The 15,609-nt window shown below is 52.4% G+C and carries 13 protein-coding genes and 1 pseudogene; 7 read left to right on the forward strand and 7 right to left on the reverse strand.

Going from position 1 to position 15,609, the window contains the following annotated elements; genetic code table 11:
* Positions 1-126: 126 nt before the first annotated feature.
* Positions 127-234, forward strand: a pseudogene (locus ACNRUY_RS22610) (IS1595 family transposase); the annotation flags it as partial.
* Positions 235-257: 23 nt separating this feature from the next.
* Here ACNRUY_RS22610 and ACNRUY_RS22615 read toward each other — a convergent pair.
* The 3 genes from ACNRUY_RS22615 to ACNRUY_RS22625 all read right to left on the reverse strand — a co-directional run bounded on the left by ACNRUY_RS22615 (position 258) and on the right by ACNRUY_RS22625 (position 1,304).
* Positions 258-863, reverse strand: a complete 606-nt coding sequence (locus ACNRUY_RS22615) for a hypothetical protein (RefSeq protein WP_488113928.1) — start codon at positions 861-863, stop codon at positions 258-260.
* A 91-nt stretch (positions 864-954) separates the two neighbouring features.
* Complete coding sequence (locus ACNRUY_RS22620) at positions 955-1,098, reverse strand: hypothetical protein (protein WP_488113929.1); 144 nt, start codon at positions 1,096-1,098, stop codon at positions 955-957.
* Positions 1,099-1,127: 29 nt separating this feature from the next.
* A complete protein-coding gene (locus ACNRUY_RS22625; RefSeq protein WP_488113930.1) occupies positions 1,128-1,304 on the reverse strand; it encodes a hypothetical protein in 177 nt (58 codons plus the stop codon).
* 552 nt (positions 1,305-1,856) lie between these two features.
* Here ACNRUY_RS22625 and ACNRUY_RS22630 point away from each other — a divergent pair.
* The 5 genes from ACNRUY_RS22630 (at position 1,857) to ACNRUY_RS22650 (ending at position 9,278) form a co-directional block, all read left to right on the forward strand.
* Positions 1,857-3,467, forward strand: coding sequence for an AbgT family transporter (locus ACNRUY_RS22630; RefSeq protein ID WP_488113931.1), 1,611 nt, complete (start codon positions 1,857-1,859; stop codon positions 3,465-3,467).
* Between the two features lie 285 nt (positions 3,468-3,752).
* Complete coding sequence (gene fdhF / locus ACNRUY_RS22635; protein WP_488113940.1) at positions 3,753-6,431, forward strand: formate dehydrogenase subunit alpha; 2,679 nt, start codon at positions 3,753-3,755, stop codon at positions 6,429-6,431.
* A gap of 95 nt (positions 6,432-6,526) precedes the next feature.
* Positions 6,527-8,476 (forward strand): FAD-dependent oxidoreductase, encoded by a 1,950-nt coding sequence (locus tag ACNRUY_RS22640; protein WP_488113932.1) that lies wholly within the window; start codon positions 6,527-6,529, stop codon positions 8,474-8,476.
* A gap of 167 nt (positions 8,477-8,643) precedes the next feature.
* Positions 8,644-8,886, forward strand: coding sequence for an AbrB/MazE/SpoVT family DNA-binding domain-containing protein (locus tag ACNRUY_RS22645; RefSeq protein WP_488113933.1), 243 nt, complete (start codon positions 8,644-8,646; stop codon positions 8,884-8,886).
* Positions 8,883-9,278 (forward strand): type II toxin-antitoxin system VapC family toxin, encoded by a 396-nt coding sequence (locus tag ACNRUY_RS22650; protein ID WP_488113934.1) that lies wholly within the window; start codon positions 8,883-8,885, stop codon positions 9,276-9,278. Before ACNRUY_RS22645 ends, ACNRUY_RS22650 begins: the two co-directional genes overlap by 4 nt.
* 64 nt (positions 9,279-9,342) lie before the next feature.
* Here the strand turns inward: ACNRUY_RS22650 and ACNRUY_RS22655 are convergent, their stop codons facing one another.
* Complete coding sequence (locus tag ACNRUY_RS22655; protein WP_488113935.1) at positions 9,343-10,743, reverse strand: hypothetical protein; 1,401 nt, start codon at positions 10,741-10,743, stop codon at positions 9,343-9,345.
* An 871-nt stretch (positions 10,744-11,614) separates the two neighbouring features.
* On the opposite strand from ACNRUY_RS22655, the gene map reads away from it, so the two are divergent.
* Positions 11,615-12,409, forward strand: a complete 795-nt coding sequence (map, locus tag ACNRUY_RS22660; RefSeq protein ID WP_488113936.1) for a type I methionyl aminopeptidase — start codon at positions 11,615-11,617, stop codon at positions 12,407-12,409.
* Between the two features lie 67 nt (positions 12,410-12,476).
* Here the strand turns inward: map and ACNRUY_RS22665 are convergent, their stop codons facing one another.
* From ACNRUY_RS22665 to ACNRUY_RS22675, 3 genes are all read right to left on the reverse strand, one after another.
* Entirely contained in the window at positions 12,477-13,625 is a 1,149-nt protein-coding gene (locus ACNRUY_RS22665) for a mandelate racemase/muconate lactonizing enzyme family protein (RefSeq protein WP_488113937.1), read from the reverse strand.
* Between the two features lie 98 nt (positions 13,626-13,723).
* Complete coding sequence (locus tag ACNRUY_RS22670) at positions 13,724-14,995, reverse strand: TRAP transporter large permease (RefSeq protein WP_488113938.1); 1,272 nt, start codon at positions 14,993-14,995, stop codon at positions 13,724-13,726.
* Between the two features lie 45 nt (positions 14,996-15,040).
* On the reverse strand, positions 15,041-15,487 hold the full coding sequence (locus ACNRUY_RS22675) for a TRAP transporter small permease (RefSeq protein WP_488113939.1): 447 nt from the start codon (positions 15,485-15,487) through the stop codon (positions 15,041-15,043).
* Positions 15,488-15,609: the final 122 nt, after the last annotated feature.

Consider the following 15,609-nt stretch of genomic DNA (forward strand, 5'->3'; position numbering starts at 1 on the left):
GATTAGTATGAATCATAAGGGTTACCTTTTTACGATTTAGATTTCAGTGATTTCACCCTCTATCTAAATCGGTAACCCTTCCCTTTTTTGAAGAGGGAATTGTCAGATCAGATCTGAACTAATGCAGCTTATCACAGTGACCTGAAGAGCTGGATTAACGGACTTTTCAGAGGCGTTGCAACAAAATACCTGTCTCGTTACCTCGGGTGGAAAAGGTTTCTTAAAACTCAACTCTTCTCAGAGGAGGCTTTTTTAGATCAAGTTTCTATACATTGGGTAGAGCAACACTTAATTTGAACAGCGCCGGTATGACTATGAGGGGGTTCATTAGCAGGGATTTGAGCTCCACATTGCAGACATACTTCACTACCATGATCCTTTGACCTCGATCTTGTGATGGGCCTACTGCATTTCGCATCATATTTCAAAGGGCCAGATAGATAAGCACTATTGAAGCTAAATACAGACCTCATCGTGTAACCCGCTAAAATGAAATTTTGGGTGTTGCTTCCTGCCAATGCATGAATGTCTCTACGAGACAAATCTAGTTCAGAAACCAGGTTACTGAATACATCATATTCTCTGGCTCTTTGTCCTAAGGTAATTAGAGCTCTTGAAATCATTTCATAAATTTCAAATGGTTTTTTATCACGACTTCTATAATGAACAATTAACCCAACAGGGTCTTTAAACTCCCACTTGTTACTTTCATGATTCATAATGACATAACTAGATATGTCATCACCCTCTGCAACTATAAATTCAAGCATAAAGTTATCTTCAGAAATAAAAAAATAACTTTTTGCATATGAGAAGCTGGAAAAAATAAATAACAAAAAACACAAAATAATCATTCGAATCAATGTAACCACCTTCAACCCGCTAATTGCTGCTATCAAAGGTAGACCAGAAAAGAAAAATACCTAATTTACTTTGTCATTTTCTAACAGGGGTTTAAAGCGCCTGCACCACTTTCATAAACTGGGAGAGGCCATTACCGGTAATGGTACTGCTTCTCAATCCCTCGAACTCCATAGAGATCTCTGCAAACTCATCGCTGTGAAGAACAGGCACTGTACTGGCATAAATTGCTGTCAATACATAGTGATACTCACCGGGTTGTCTGACTACGCCTCGTTCATGCCGTCGAAGAACAGAGCGAACTCTTCCCCAGCTTCCACCAGTGCCTGCATGGTTTCCTGGGGCGCTTTGGTATAACTGCCGGTGATGCCCTGACTCCTGACCTGTGCAAAGGCATAAGGGCAAAAGCTCACCTCCAGGGCACTGCAATTGCCTACAGGCATAAAGCCAGTGAGGGTTGTCTCGAAGGCGCGCCTGCTCTGCGTCTCGATCACCAGTAATGATAAGGCGGTCTGGCTTGATGAGCTGGCTGGGAGAGAACAGTGATACTAACCAGAATAACCAGCTAAAAATGGGTTCAAAGTTAAACTCTGGTATTTTATTTTCACCAAAAGCTGCAGTACCTTCCTACCTAAACACCTAAAATCAGAAAATCCCCCTAACAGACGACTACAGACAACTAATTCCCATGAAATTCAGTGTTTTTATAACGATATAACTTAGTGTACTATACCTACGCTTTTTTTCTCTCAAGCGCTTTTCATGCCTTGCCTGTCAAGGTCTTGTCAAGGGCTGTTTCGAGGGAAGCTTTATGCCGGGGTCCTTTGCCTGGCCGTAACCCGGGAACGGTTTTCAGCACTGGCTCTGTCCGGACTTTGTCCGGAAAAAGTTTGAGCAGAACCCTCCCGACAGTGATCACTGAGTCTATTCAACCCTTTCGGGTCAACCCGGTGATGACAACTTAAAACTGATAAACACAACTGTTGGAGTGGATTATGTCGTACTCATCCGAAGTACTGCCAACAGGTGATGCAAAAAACGATAACAACCAGCGCAGCACCTTTAACCGTTTCCTGAAGGCCGTGGAATGGCTTGGAAACCTGTTACCTCACCCGGTCACCCTGTTTGCCCTGTTTGCCCTGGGGGTGGTCCTGCTCAGTGGACTGGCCTCCTGGCTGGGCGTCAGCGTGGTAGACCCCCGTCCGGAAGGAGCACCAGGCCGTGCTGCCAGTGGCGTTATTGAAGTGGTCAGCCTATTGAACGGCGATGGTCTTCGAATGATCGTCACCAGCCTGGTCTCTAATTTCACCGGCTTTGCACCTCTGGGCACGGTACTGGTTGCCCTGTTGGGGGTCGGTATTGCCGAACACTCCGGGCTGCTCAGCGCCGCGGTGCGCTCTCTGGTCATGAAGGCTTCCCGCAATACCGTTACCCTTATTGTGGTCTTTGCCGGGGTCCTCTCAAACACCGCCTCCGAGCTGGGCTATGTGGTGCTGATTCCTCTGGCGGCCATGGTCTTCCACTCCCTGGGCAGACACCCCATCGCCGGTCTGGCCGCAGCCTTCGCCGGGGTCTCCGGAGGGTACAGTGCCAACCTGCTGCTGGGTACTGTAGACCCCCTGCTGGCGGGCATCACCGAAGCCGCCGCCCGGATCATTGACCCCACTTATGTGGTCGGTCCGGAAGTCAACTGGTACTTTATGATTCTAAGTACCTTTATGATTGCCGGTGTCGGTAGCTGGGTCACCATCAAATTTGTGGAACCCAACCTGGGAACCTACGACCCCAAAGAAGCCAGCATTAACCTGGCCGAAGAGAAGATGGACCACCTGAGTGCCACGGAAAAACGCGGCCTGAAACTGGCCGGCCTGTCCATCCTTGGGGTCTGTGGTCTTATGGCCCTCACCATTGTTCCCGAATGGGGCGTGCTGCGTCATCCTGAAACAGGCCTGGTATCCGGGTCTCCGTTCCTCAAGGGTATTGTCGCCATGATCCTGGTCTTCTTTGCAGTACCGGGGATCGTCTATGGCAAGGTGGTCGGTACCATAAAAAACGACCGCGACGTCATCGACTGCATGGCCAAAAGCATGGGCACCATGGGCATGTATATTGTACTGGTGTTCTTTGCTGCCCAGTTTGTCGCCTTCTTCAAGATGACCCACTTCGGCACAGTATTCGCCGTACTGGGTGCAGAATTCCTTCAGGGCATCGGACTGACCGGCCCCCTGCTGTTTGTGTTCTTCATCCTGATGTGCGGCTTTGTCAACCTGATGATCGGCAGCGCCTCTGCTCAGTGGGCCGTCACGGCTCCCATCTTCGTGCCCATGCTGATGCTGGTGGGATATGCCCCTGAGGTAATCCAGGCCGCCTACCGGATCGGAGACTCTGTGACCAATATCATCACCCCCATGATGAGCTACTTTGGCCTGATTGTTTCTTTCGCCACGCGCTATAAGAAAGACCTCGGCATCGGTACCCTGATTTCCACCATGCTGCCTTATTCTCTGTTCTTCCTGGTAGGCTGGTCGATTCTGTTCTTTATCTGGGTATTTATCCTGAACATGCCGGTAGGCCCTGGCGCTGCTACCTACTATACCGCAGGCTGACCGCCGCATCCCTCCCACTGAAAAGGCCGGGCATGCTCCTGGTCTTTTTTCAGACTTTTGTTGACTATTTATGACGCAGAGCAATGCCTTTATGTTCAAATTCATAGATAGTGCATGCTGTAAACCGTGACAAAAAGTTCTTTGCAGACCACTTTTTATAATACGTTGCAAGACAGCGTGTCACTCCTTCCAGAAACATGGAAATTGCAAGCCCCGGGATGGCGGCGTTTTCATACTCCCAACATCAAAGATGAGATTGCGATGCAGAACGTTAATACGCTCTGGATGGATGGCAAGATCTGCTCCTTTGAATCAGGAGAGACTTTGCTGGATGTCGCCAGAGAGCAAAACATAGACATACCCACCCTCTGCCACCTGAAAGGGACTCTGCCCTCAGGATCCTGCCGGCTCTGTCTGGCGGAGGTAGACGACAACCCCGAACTGATGAGCACCTGCGATACACCGGCAACAGCTGGCATGGTGGTTCATACCCGCTCGGAAAAAGTGATGAACGCCAGAAAGCAGGTGCTGGGCATGATGCTCGCATCGGGCAACCACAACTGCCTGCTCTGCCACCGCAACGGCACCTGCGAACTTCAGGATCTGGCCGTGGAATACCAGGTGGACGGCAGTGACTATCCGGCTATTCCAAACCCGGACGGTCTTGAGGACGTCAACCCGCTGATTGCCCGGGACTTCTCCCGCTGCATACTCTGCGGCCGCTGCGTCAAGGCCTGTAATGAAGTTCAGGGACATGGGAATCTTCAGTTCAGTGACCGCACAGCCCCCCCGAAAATCCAGGCTGGGCCGAAAGACATACCACTGAAAGACAGCGACTGCACCTTCTGTGGCGAATGTGTTCAATCCTGCCCCACCGGCGCACTGATTGAAAAGAAATCCCGGTTGGCCGGGAAACCCTGGGAACAGGAGATTGTCAAAACCACCTGCCCCTACTGCGGTGTTGGGTGCCAGCTGAATCTCCACGTGAAAGACCAGAAAATCGTCCGGGTCACGGGTGCCGAAGACGGCCTGCCCAACCAGGGGCGTACCTGCATCAAAGGTCGTTATGCCTACGACTTTATCTATTCTGAAGACCGGCTGACCCAGCCTCTGATTCGTCGCAATGGTGAGCTGGAACCGGCCAGCTGGGATGAAGCCCTGGATCTGGTGGCCAGTAAATTCCAGCAGTTTGTGGACGAATCCGGCCCCGACTCTGTGGCGGGTGTCAGCTGCGCCCGGAGTGTTTCGGAAGACTCCTACCAGATGCAGAAACTGTTCAGGACCGTATTCGGAACCAACAACATCGACCATTGTGCACGAACGTGACACGCCCCCACAGTTGCCGGTCTGGCAACCGCATTTGGTTCTGGCGCCATGACCAACTCCTTCGCGGAGTTTCAAAAGGCCAGATTGTTTATCATCATCGGCTCCAACATGTTGGAGGCGCATCCGGTGGCTGCCACGTTCTTGAAAAACGCGGTGGAAGACGGTGCACGCATGATTCTTATCGATCCACGGAAACAGAAACTGGAACAGTTTGCTGATCTCCACATTCAACTCAAGCCGGGCACCGATGTGGCTTTACTGAACGCCATTGCCCATGTGCTGATTCAGGAGGACTTATACGACAGGCAGTTTATTGAAGAGCACTGCGAGAACTTTGACGCCCTGCAGGACAAAGTGACCCAGTATACACCGGAATACGCTGCCGACATCTGTGGCATTGAACCGGAAGCCATCGTCCAGGCCGCCCGGCTGATGGCACAAATCAAACCGGCCATGCTCTGCTACACCCTGGGGCTGACGGAGCATACCAGTGGCTTTGACAATGTGCTGTCCGTGGCCAACCTGCAAATGCTGCTGGGTAATATGGGTCAGGAAAGCGGTGGCGTTAACCCTCTGCGCGGCCAGAACAACGTTCAGGGTGCCTGTGATATGGCCGCTCTGCCCAATTACCTGCCCGGCTATCAGAAGGTCACCGACCCGGAAGTACGACAGCGGTTTGCTGAGTTCTGGAAAGTGGCTGAACTGCCTGGCGAGATTGGCATGAAGATGCCCCAGATGTTTGAGGGCATGAAAGACGGGAAGATCCGGGGGATGTATATCTTCGGGGAAAACGTCGCAGAGACCGAGCCGGACATCAACAAGGTAGAGGAAGAACTGTCTGCCGTTGAGTTCCTGGTCTGCCAGGATATCTTCCCCACCGCCACCACACGGTTTGCGGACGTGGTGCTACCTGCTGCTGCCTGGTCTGAGAAAGAGGGTACCTTTACCAGCAGTGAGCGTCGGGTCAGCCGGGTGCGCGCGGTCAGCCCGCCTCCGGGAGAGGCAAAACCCGACTGGTGGATTTTCCGGGAGATTGCCCATCGTCTGGGTCATCACTGGGAATCCAGCAGCGCCCGTGAGATCTGGGACCATGAAATCTCCGAACTGAATCCGGCGCTCAAGGGCATCAAATACCACCGGATTGAAGAGCATGGTCTGCAGTGGCCCTGCCCTGACGAGTCCCATCCGGGAACGCCGGTTCTGCACAGAGATGGTCACTTTAGCCGGGGCAAGGGGTATCTGACGCCAGTGGACTATCGCCCGGCGGCGGAAGTCCCCGACCCGGAGTATCCGCTTACCCTGAGTACAGGTCGTCGGCTGACCCATTACCATACCCGCACCCAGACTGGTAACAGCGAGGGACTCAACGAGGTAATGGGAGAAGAGTTCGTGGACATCTCCACCGCCGATGCCCAAAGGTTGTGTATCGAACCGGGTGAGGTGGTGACCGTTTCCTCACGGAGGGGACAGGTGGACATTGCCGCACGGATCACCGATGAAGTGCCGGAAGGCATGCTGTGGATGACGTTCCACTTCCATAAGACCAACGCCAACTGGTTGACCAACCCGGCTTTTGACCCGGTCACCATGACGGCGGAGTACAAGGTGTGCTCGGTCCGGGTGGATAAACGTCAGTAAGCAGTCAATAACAGCCTTCAGGTCGCCGCAATCGTAATGGACAGGACAGCCCTGTCTTTCACAGCGGCGACTCTGACACTATTCAGGTAAACACTATGGAATCCGTCTATTTCAGTTCCTGGGGGGGCCAGGTGTCCGGCTCTCTCCCGGGCCTTACCTCTTCTGATCAGCCCTTGCCCTTCAATGCCCGGAGCTTCAGTGAAACACAGCCGCTGAAAGCGTTGATCGGTTGGGATGGCCTGGTCATATGGTCACCGGACGTCAATGTTGTGGATCTGTGTCACCAGTACATTCAAACCGTCAAACAGCAGTCCTGTGGCCAGTGCTCCACCTGCCCCACAGGCATGAATATGATGAGCACCCTGCTGGAGAAAATCTGTGATGGCCAGGGAGAATCCGCCGACCTTGATCATCTTAAAAACATCTCTCGAACCGTTCTGGATACCGGCCGCTGCGGCATCGGTCAGCTGGGGCCACTGCCCGTTGCCCAGGCACTGGAACATTTCGAACCTGAGTTCCGGGCCGCCATTGACCAGGGTACCCCCATTACTCCCGGTCAATACCATTCCAAAGTGACCGCTCCCTGCATCGAAGCCTGCCCACTGAAGCTGGATATTCCCCAGTATGTGGATTATGTGAGAAACGGTCAGTTCAAAAAATCTCTGGACCTGATCTGCAGCCGACTGCCCCTGCCTGGCGTGCTCGGACGAGCCTGTTTTCACCCCTGTGAAAACCAGTGCCGCCGCCAGATTCGTGACCAGAGTGTCGATATTCGCGGCCTGAAGCGGTTTGTGGCGGATTCCGCCAGCAAAAAGAACGAGGCGCTGATTTTTCCAGAGCAGCCCTCTGAAGTGACCGGTTCCGTAGCCATTATCGGTGCGGGTCCTGCCGGACTGGCCTGTGCCTGCCACCTGGCTCGCCGGGGGCATCAGGTCACTGTTTTTGAACAGCTGCCGGAACCCGGCGGCATGGTAGCGACGGGTATCCCGGACTACCGTGTCCCCCGCTCCACCCTTCACGATGAGGTGGATGCCGTACGCAAGCTGGGTGTCCAGATCCAGTACAACACTTCTGTGGGTAAAGATGTCCTGATCACCGATCTGGAAAAAGACTTCGACGCGCTCTTTATCGCCATTGGCGCCCATAACAGCAGCGCCATGCGTGTGGAAGGCGAAAACGAAGGGTATCAGGGCTATATTCCCGGTGTCCGCTATCTGGCGGATATCAACAACGGCAAAGACCCTTACCCTGAGGGGCGAAAAGTGGCTGTGATTGGCGGGGGCAATGTGGCCATGGACTGTGTGCGAACCGCCGTCCGGCACCATAAGGATTCGGTCAACCTGCTCTATCGGAGGACACGCCAGGAAATGCCTGCGGACCCCCATGAGATCACCGGAGCGGAAGAAGAAAATGTGCAATTCCACTTCCTGATCGCACCCCAGAAAATCATGGCCGAAAATGATCGGGTGGTGGGGCTCCAGTGCCTGAAAATGGAACTGGGAGAACCCGATGACAGCGGACGCCGTCGACCGGTTCCCATTAAAGGTTCAGAGTTCGTACTGGAGTGTGACACCCTTGTTTCAGCCATCGGCCAGAAGGTGAACCTGGAGCTGCTGAACGGTGTGGAGGATATTGAAACCACAAGCTGGAACACCATTGTCGTCAACCCTCTGACTCAGGAAACCAGCCGTAAAGGGGTATTCTGTGGCGGGGACTGCGAGAATGATGGCCCGGATGCTCTAGTGACCGCAGCGGCCTGCGGCCTGAGAGGGGCGGAAAACATTGACCGGTTTATCAACGGCCAGCCTCTGGGGAACGCCCTGGAGGAAGGTTTTGACCGACTGTTCAGCCAGCTCAAGGTGTTTGACCAGGATGAAGCACTCTACCAGGGAGGAAAAGCCGGTCGGCCAACCTGTGACATCTTGCCCATCCAGCAGCGGATGACGTCGTTTGATGAGATTGAGAGCGGCTACACACCTGCCCAGGCCAGGGAAGAAGCCAGTCGCTGCCTTCGCTGTTATCGGGTATTGACCGTTGCGGTCTGATCCTGCCACATAAGCCCACTCCCTTTCAGCCCTGACAATCAATGGAATTGCAGGGCTGATCAACACTTTAAGGAAAGAAGCAAAAAGCGCTGATGAAATACAGTGGCAGAGCATTGGATGCTGCCCTAAAATCAAAAAATGTAAGGCATTTACCAAAAGGTAAGGGTATGAATACAGCAGCAGCGACACTGACCAGCAAGGGGCAGATAACCATCCCGGCTGCTATCCGAAATGCCCTTAATGTCAGCGCAGGAGACCGGATTCAGTTTATCGAGGTCGCCCCTGGCCGCTATGAAATGCTGGCCGCCAGCAACGACATTAAGTCACTGAAAGGCATAGTAAAAGCAGATAAAACAGTTTCTATAGAGGAAATGAATCAGGCTATCCAGCGCAGGGGCAGCGAACCATGATTGGCCTGGATACCAATGTCCTTGTTCGCTATCTCGTGCAGGATGACCCCAAACAATCCACCCTGGCCACTGAACTAATAGAAAGTCGGCTCAGTCCTGAATTTCCTGGCTTTATTTCCCTGATAACCCTGATCGAAACAGTCTGGGTTCTGAGCACCTGCTATAGACAGACCAAGACTGAACTCATTGGCATTCTCAGGCAGCTAACCACCACCCGCCAATTACTGGTGGAACAGAGCACCATTGCTTTTCAGGCCATTCAGCTCTACAAAACAGGTAATGGAGACTTCAGTGATGCAGTGATCTATTTGATCAATATGAAAAACGGTTGCGACCAAACGGTCACCTTTGACAAAAAAGCCAGAAACTTGGGAATGACATTACTCAATTAATTCCTTTTTTTTAAGCCTCTCAAAAACACACTCCCCTCTCCCGGTTAAGAAGAGGGGCAATCCGTTATAGCTCCGGCGGCCTGACAGCACTGAGGAAAATGGATTTATCACTGGCGTTGTTCAACCTGCGCACCACTTTCACCGGAGAGTCCGCCACAATCTGGGAGGCAAGAAGATCCACCTTATCCCCGGTAATCAGCTCTCCTTTGATAAACACAGCACCGGATGTTTTGGGAATCCGGACTTCGGTCAGCTGATCGAAATACAGCCGGGCGTCGTAAGATTCATCTTTTTCCTCAAGGACGCCATACTCTTCCATCCGGGCCGTCAGGCGGAACGTTTGCGGTTGTGTTCGAAACCGGATCTGGCAGGTGGCGCTGGAACCATCCTGGGAGACCCGGGTTCCCTCGTCCACACTGAAACCGGATGTTCCTGCCACATGTCGGCAGGAAGCCCCAACAATTCGGGTGTCGCCGATTTTCGGGCTGGAAGAGGTGCCATTGGCGGAAATGCTAACGCTATGGCTGGTGCCATGGTGGTTCTTGCATTTTTTCGAGCAGTGGTCAGAGTGGGTCATCTCCCTCTCTTTAGGCGGTGCAGGCTTCCAGCCCAGAACTTTATTCCTTGAAATCACATTGATCTTGCCCGCAAAGGTGGGGTACAGCGTTAAGGCGACATTGGCCTTGTAGCTTTTCTCCTGTTCATAATTCCATAAAAAGCCCAGAAAACGCTGATCAAAGGTCTGGTCAATATGAATCGTCAAAGGGATTCTCACCGGGGACTCACTGGAGAGAAAAGGATCCAGGCTGGCGGCAGGAATAATAATATTGACCAGGTGAATTTCCCTGGGATCCACTTCAACCCCTTCGATGGGTTTGCCATCAATGGAAACAGACAGAGAGGTTCGATGGTCTTCGCCTGGCAACCCCACATACGACCCCAGAAGTTTGAGGGTATAGTGCGGCTTGCCCGCAATAATGGAAAGCCCGGAAATCCGCTGCAGCACCAGATTTTCCTTCACAAAAGGAATGCCTCCCAGAATGGATCTCATATCCAGGGCCAGGGTATCTTTAAAGGTATAAGCCCTTTCCCCCAGGCTGGTCGCCGCTTCAGTGGCCGAGGCCAGACCAATCAGCATATCCCGCTTGTCTTCATCAATTTCCTCAAAGGCCACCTCCAGCTGCTCCCCCAACTGGCGGACCACATTATCCGCCGCCAGGTTCAGTTCATCAGCAGCCCTGGCCAACAATACATTGCCGGTGTTTTCCGCTTCCGCCAGCAGCCGGGTTGCTTCCCTTCTGGCGGACTCCACCAGCGAATCCACGGTCTCACCGGTGATTACACTGGCCGTCACTTTTCCCCCGGCAGCAATGGCCGTACCCAGCACTTCTGCCGACGTTCCCCCATGGAACAATAGCAAGGCTCCAATCAACAAAGGCCTCAGAATGGATAGCGCGGTTTTCATTATTGTTCTCCTTTTTGCTATTTCTTAATACCACTGTTTTTGACAGTCTGTTTTTTGATTCGGACTTAAACTACCACTCAACGTTATTCATTGTGTACATCCAGCATTACCGTATGCACTTTTTGATAAAGCAACCACTGACCGCTGACAGCCCAAAAAATACAGTTGAAGATAAAACTATCCCAGCTGAAGCCAGAAAGGGTTTACCTTTTAAAATACCCTCAATACCTGCTAGGACGATTACAATTCCGAGAACACTAAAAGCGACGAAACAAACTAACATGGAAAAAAATATAATGGGTTTCTCGAGCCGTTTGAACTGGATTCCAATCAAGATTGCTTCTATGAGCCCCATTCTTAATACTCCTTTCTCCAATCACTAAGGCCTAACCTCATACAACCAGTGTTCGATATACACCCGATCTTCCTGATATCACCAGCAGACAACAAAAGAAGTTTAACTCCGGTCCAGACACGCTACCGCCCCTCCCGGCCAGCTCAGGAATCCTCAGACAACAGGCATTGAACGACTCGTGCCCATTACTTTACACAGCCTTGACATAGTACCATCGATCAACTTACCTCGCATTATCCGATCCGACTATGGCCCCCTGTCCCTGGCTGACAGGCCAACTCCGTTGCAGCAACAGAGACGCATTGCCTGAAAGCACTGCTCTTTCGGCCGGTTTTCGACCACTATGAACGTTTTTTCCGAAAATCCTGTGCCAACATCCGTTATTCCCCCGATACTTGAGACCTCACTTCTGATAACATACCCCCTATTCCAGACGAACCCGAACAATCTTTGATATAGATCATTGATACAGATCATTGCATCGTTAAGGCAACCAGCACAGACCCAACACAGAAAATGAATGTAACCATCAAGACCCCTGACGAAATCGAGAAGATGCGCATAGCCGGGCGACTGGCCGCCGAAGTGCTTGAGATGATTGAGCCTTTTATCAAGCCTGGTGTGTCCACCGGTGAGCTGGATCGTATCTGTCACGAATACATCGTCAATGAGCAGCAGGCCATCCCTGCCCCCCTGAACTATGGCGCGGCACCGGGTCGCCCCGGCTTTCCCAAGGCCACCTGTATGTCCATCAATCAGGTGGTGTGTCACGGTATCCCCAGTGACAAAAAGCTGTTGAAAAGCGGTGATGTGCTCAATATCGACATTACCGTGATCAAGGATGGCTATCACGGAGACACCAGCAAGATGTTTCTGGTGGGCAAGGTACAGCCCTTTAATGAGCGGCTGGTCAAGGTCACCCAGGAATGCCTCTACAAAGGGATTGAGCAGGTGAAACCCGGCAACCGGTTAAGTGATATCGGCCGGGTTATCGCCCACCATGCCCATGCCAATCACTTTACCGTTGTGGAAGAGTACTGCGGCCATGGCATTGGCAATGTGTTCCATGAGGATCCACAGGTGCTTCACTACGAGGGCTATGGCGAACACAACGACTGCGTCCTCCAGGAAGGGATGACGTTTACCATTGAGCCCATGATCAACGCCGGCAAGAAAGGCACCAAGCTGCTTGGCGATGGCTGGACAGCGGTAACCCGTGACCGTCGTCCGTCTGCCCAATGGGAACATACCATTGCCGTCACATCGGATGGCTATGAGGTGCTGACGAAGCGTAAAGAAGAAAGCTTTTAAAAGAAAAATGGCAGACCCGATTCACTCGGGTCTGCCATTTAGACACTGATCACATCAAGCAACCCGTTTACCGGGTTACCCGATACTCATCCAGCACATCCCGATTCACATCCACCCCAATGCCCGGGCGGGTGGAGATCCGGATTTTGCCTTCTTCCATCCGGATACTGTCAAACACCAGGTCTTTTCTGAAGGGATGGGAGGACTGATCGTACTCCAGGAAAGGCTCCACCGGGTTCAGGGAGAGTGGTGCAGGCGGCAATGTGGCCAGGAATTGCAGGGAAGCGGCAATACCCACACCGGATCCCCAGACATGAGGTACCATCATGGTATTGGCCGCCTGGCTCATGGCGGCAATTTTCTTGCACTCGGTAAAGCCACCACTGGAGCACAGATCCGGCTGGAGAATATCCAGCGCCCGGGACTCAATCCAGGGGCGATAACCCATCTTGCCAAAAATTTGCTCACCGGCGGCAATATAGGTGCCAGTGAGGTTTTTAAGTTGCCGGTAGCCCTCAAGGTCCTCTGGCGCCAGCAGCTCTTCAAAGAAATACAGGTTGGCGGACCGGGTTTCCAGCAACAGCCGCCTGGCCGTTGCGGCATTGTAGGCGCCATTGGCATCCGCCATGATCTTCACATCAGGCCCCGCCGCTTCACGGATGGCATGGATAAAGGCAATGTCTTCCTCAATACCGAAACCCACCTTGAGTTTGAAGGCCTCAAAGCCATTGTTGATATAACCACGGGCCTCATGAATGGAGGCTTCAGGGTAGCGCTCTCCTTCCAGGCGGTAAAACCCGGTGGCGTAGGGCCGAACCTCTTTCCGGAAAGCACCTCCCAGCAGCGAGTGGATCGGTTTATCCAGAGCGCGCCCCATCACATCCCAGAGCGCAATATCCACACCACTGATGGCATTGACTGCCGCACCGGCCTGACCAAAGGGGCGGGTGGTGTTGTACATCTCTTCCCAGAGCACCTCCACATCAAACGGGTCGCGTCCAATCAACAGGGGCTTCAGGGTATACTCCACAAATGCAGCCGCCAGCTGCGGAGCCTGCAGTCCATGGCAGAGCGACTCTCCCCAGCCGGTGACGCCCTCATCGGTGGTCACTTCAATAATCAGCGAACTGCGCTGGTGCACCCACCCCTGGGAGAAATAAAAGGGCTTCTCCAGGGGCACTGAAATGGGGTGCGTTATGACATTGGTAATTTTCATTCAGTAACCTTAATAAGCCGCCTCGGGCGGTTCTGACAAAGCGCACAGCCCAAACCGCCAGCAGAAAACCCTCTGACGACTGGCTGTTCGTTAAACAATTATCCCAGCAGCATTAACGACAGCTGTGGGACGAAAACAATCACCATCAGGGCCAGAATCATGGCGATAAAGAAAGGAACAATGGCCCTGGATAATTTTTCAATGGAGATGCCGGACACGCCTGACCCCACAAACAGATTCAGGCCCAGGGGTGGCGTAATAAAGCCGATGGCCAGAGCCACTACCATCACCACGCCAAAGTGCACGGGATCAAATCCGTATTGAACGGCTACCGGCACCAGAATCGGGGTCAGGATAATGATGGCCGCAACGGTCTCCATAAAGCAGCCCACCACCAGCAGCAGAAGCACCACCAATACAATAAAGACCAGCTTGATGTCGGAAAAGCTCAGCATGGCACTGGCGATCTGCTCAGGAATCTGTTCCAGCGCCAGGTACTTGCCAAACGCGGTAGCCGTGCCGACGATGACCAGAACAATGGCAGAGGTGAGGGCCGCACGGGAGAATATCTCCGGAACTTCAGTCCATTTGATTTCCCGGTACACAAACAGGCTGACAAACAGGCTGTAAACCACGGCCACAACACTGGCCTCGGTTGGGGTGAAAATACCACCATAGATGCCGCCCAGAATAATCACGGGAATCAACAACGCCAGCTGGGCATTTTTCAGCTCACAGAGCACCTGCCGGAAGGAAAACGGTTCCTCACTGCCCCGGTAACCCATTTTATGGGAGTAGTAGTAAGACCAGAGCATCAGGAACAGGGTTACGATGATTCCCGGAATCACACCGGAAATAAACAGATCGCCAATGGATACAGTGGCTGAAACCCCATACATCACCATGGGAATGCTCGGGGGAATCATTACACCAATGGCTCCTGCAGCCGTGACAACGGCAGTGGCAAAGCCTTTGTCGTAGCCATAGGAGATCATGGCTGGAATCATGATGCCCCCCACCGCAGCCACAGTGGCGGGACCAGAACCGGATATGGCGGCAAAAAACATGCAGGTGAGAATGGAAGCAATGGCAAAGCCACCGGTGACATTTTTCACCAGGGAGTTGGCAAAACTCACCAGCCGCCGGGATATACCACCACTGCCCATGATCTCACCGGCCAGGATAAAGAAAGGCACGGCCATTATGGGGAAGGAATCCACCGATGTGATCAGGGTCGTTATCAAAAACTGAACGTCCAGGGAGCCGGAGTAAATAATGGTCAGCAGAGTCGAAATCCCAAGGGAGATACCAATGGGAACGGTGAGCACCATTAACAGTGCAAAGGTTGCAAACAGAATGAATATGGACACGACAATACACCTTTAATGTAACCAGTAACCGATTTAAAGCAACAATCAGGGGCTCTCAAAGAAGAGCTCATCCAGGGAGTGCTTCAGCCGCTGAATAAGCCGGATACAGGCCAGAGAAAATCCCAGAGGGCCCGCAAGGTAAACCAGCCACATGGGAATACCCAGTGCCGGGGACACCTGTTGCAACTCCAGCAGTTTCCAGGTCACATTGGCGCCATAAAAAACCACAAACACCGCAAAGGCAAAGAAAATAAAGTCAGCCAGCACCGTCAGTGCTTTTTTCTGCCTCTCGCCAAGACAGAGTTCAATAACGGTGATGCGAATGTGTCGGCTTCTTTTCACCGCAAAGCTGATTCCCACATAAACCAGCCAGATAAAACAGTACCGGGAAAGTTCTTCGGTCCAGGAAATGGAATAATTAAAGGTTCTCGACAGGATCTGGGTAAAAATCGACACCGTCATGATTACCAGCAGAATAAACGTCAGTTGCATTAGTTCAGATCTGATCTGACAATTCCCTCTTCAAAAAAGGGAAGGGTTACCGATTTAGATAGAGGGTGAAATCACTGAAATCTAAATCGTAAAAAGGTAACCCTTATGATTCATACTAATCA

It is taken from the genome of Endozoicomonas sp. Z74, assembly GCF_057680865.1.

Excerpts from the sequence above, each read along its gene's own strand:
- ACNRUY_RS22645 (WP_488113933.1), top strand. The coding sequence starts at position 8,644 with ATGAATACAGCAGCAGCGACACTGACCAGCAAGGGGCAGATAACCATC.
- ACNRUY_RS22630 (WP_488113931.1), top strand. The coding sequence starts at position 1,857 with ATGTCGTACTCATCCGAAGTACTGCCAACAGGTGATGCAAAAAACGAT.
- ACNRUY_RS22640 (WP_488113932.1), top strand. The coding sequence starts at position 6,527 with ATGGAATCCGTCTATTTCAGTTCCTGGGGGGGCCAGGTGTCCGGCTCT.
- ACNRUY_RS22650 (WP_488113934.1), top strand. The coding sequence starts at position 8,883 with ATGATTGGCCTGGATACCAATGTCCTTGTTCGCTATCTCGTGCAGGAT.
- ACNRUY_RS22655 (WP_488113935.1), bottom strand. The coding sequence starts at position 10,743 with ATGAAAACCGCGCTATCCATTCTGAGGCCTTTGTTGATTGGAGCCTTG.
- ACNRUY_RS22625 (WP_488113930.1), bottom strand. The coding sequence starts at position 1,304 with ATGCCTGTAGGCAATTGCAGTGCCCTGGAGGTGAGCTTTTGCCCTTAT.
- ACNRUY_RS22665 (WP_488113937.1), bottom strand. The coding sequence starts at position 13,625 with ATGAAAATTACCAATGTCATAACGCACCCCATTTCAGTGCCCCTGGAG.
- ACNRUY_RS22675 (WP_488113939.1), bottom strand. The coding sequence starts at position 15,487 with ATGCAACTGACGTTTATTCTGCTGGTAATCATGACGGTGTCGATTTTT.
- map (WP_488113936.1), top strand. The coding sequence starts at position 11,615 with ATGAATGTAACCATCAAGACCCCTGACGAAATCGAGAAGATGCGCATA.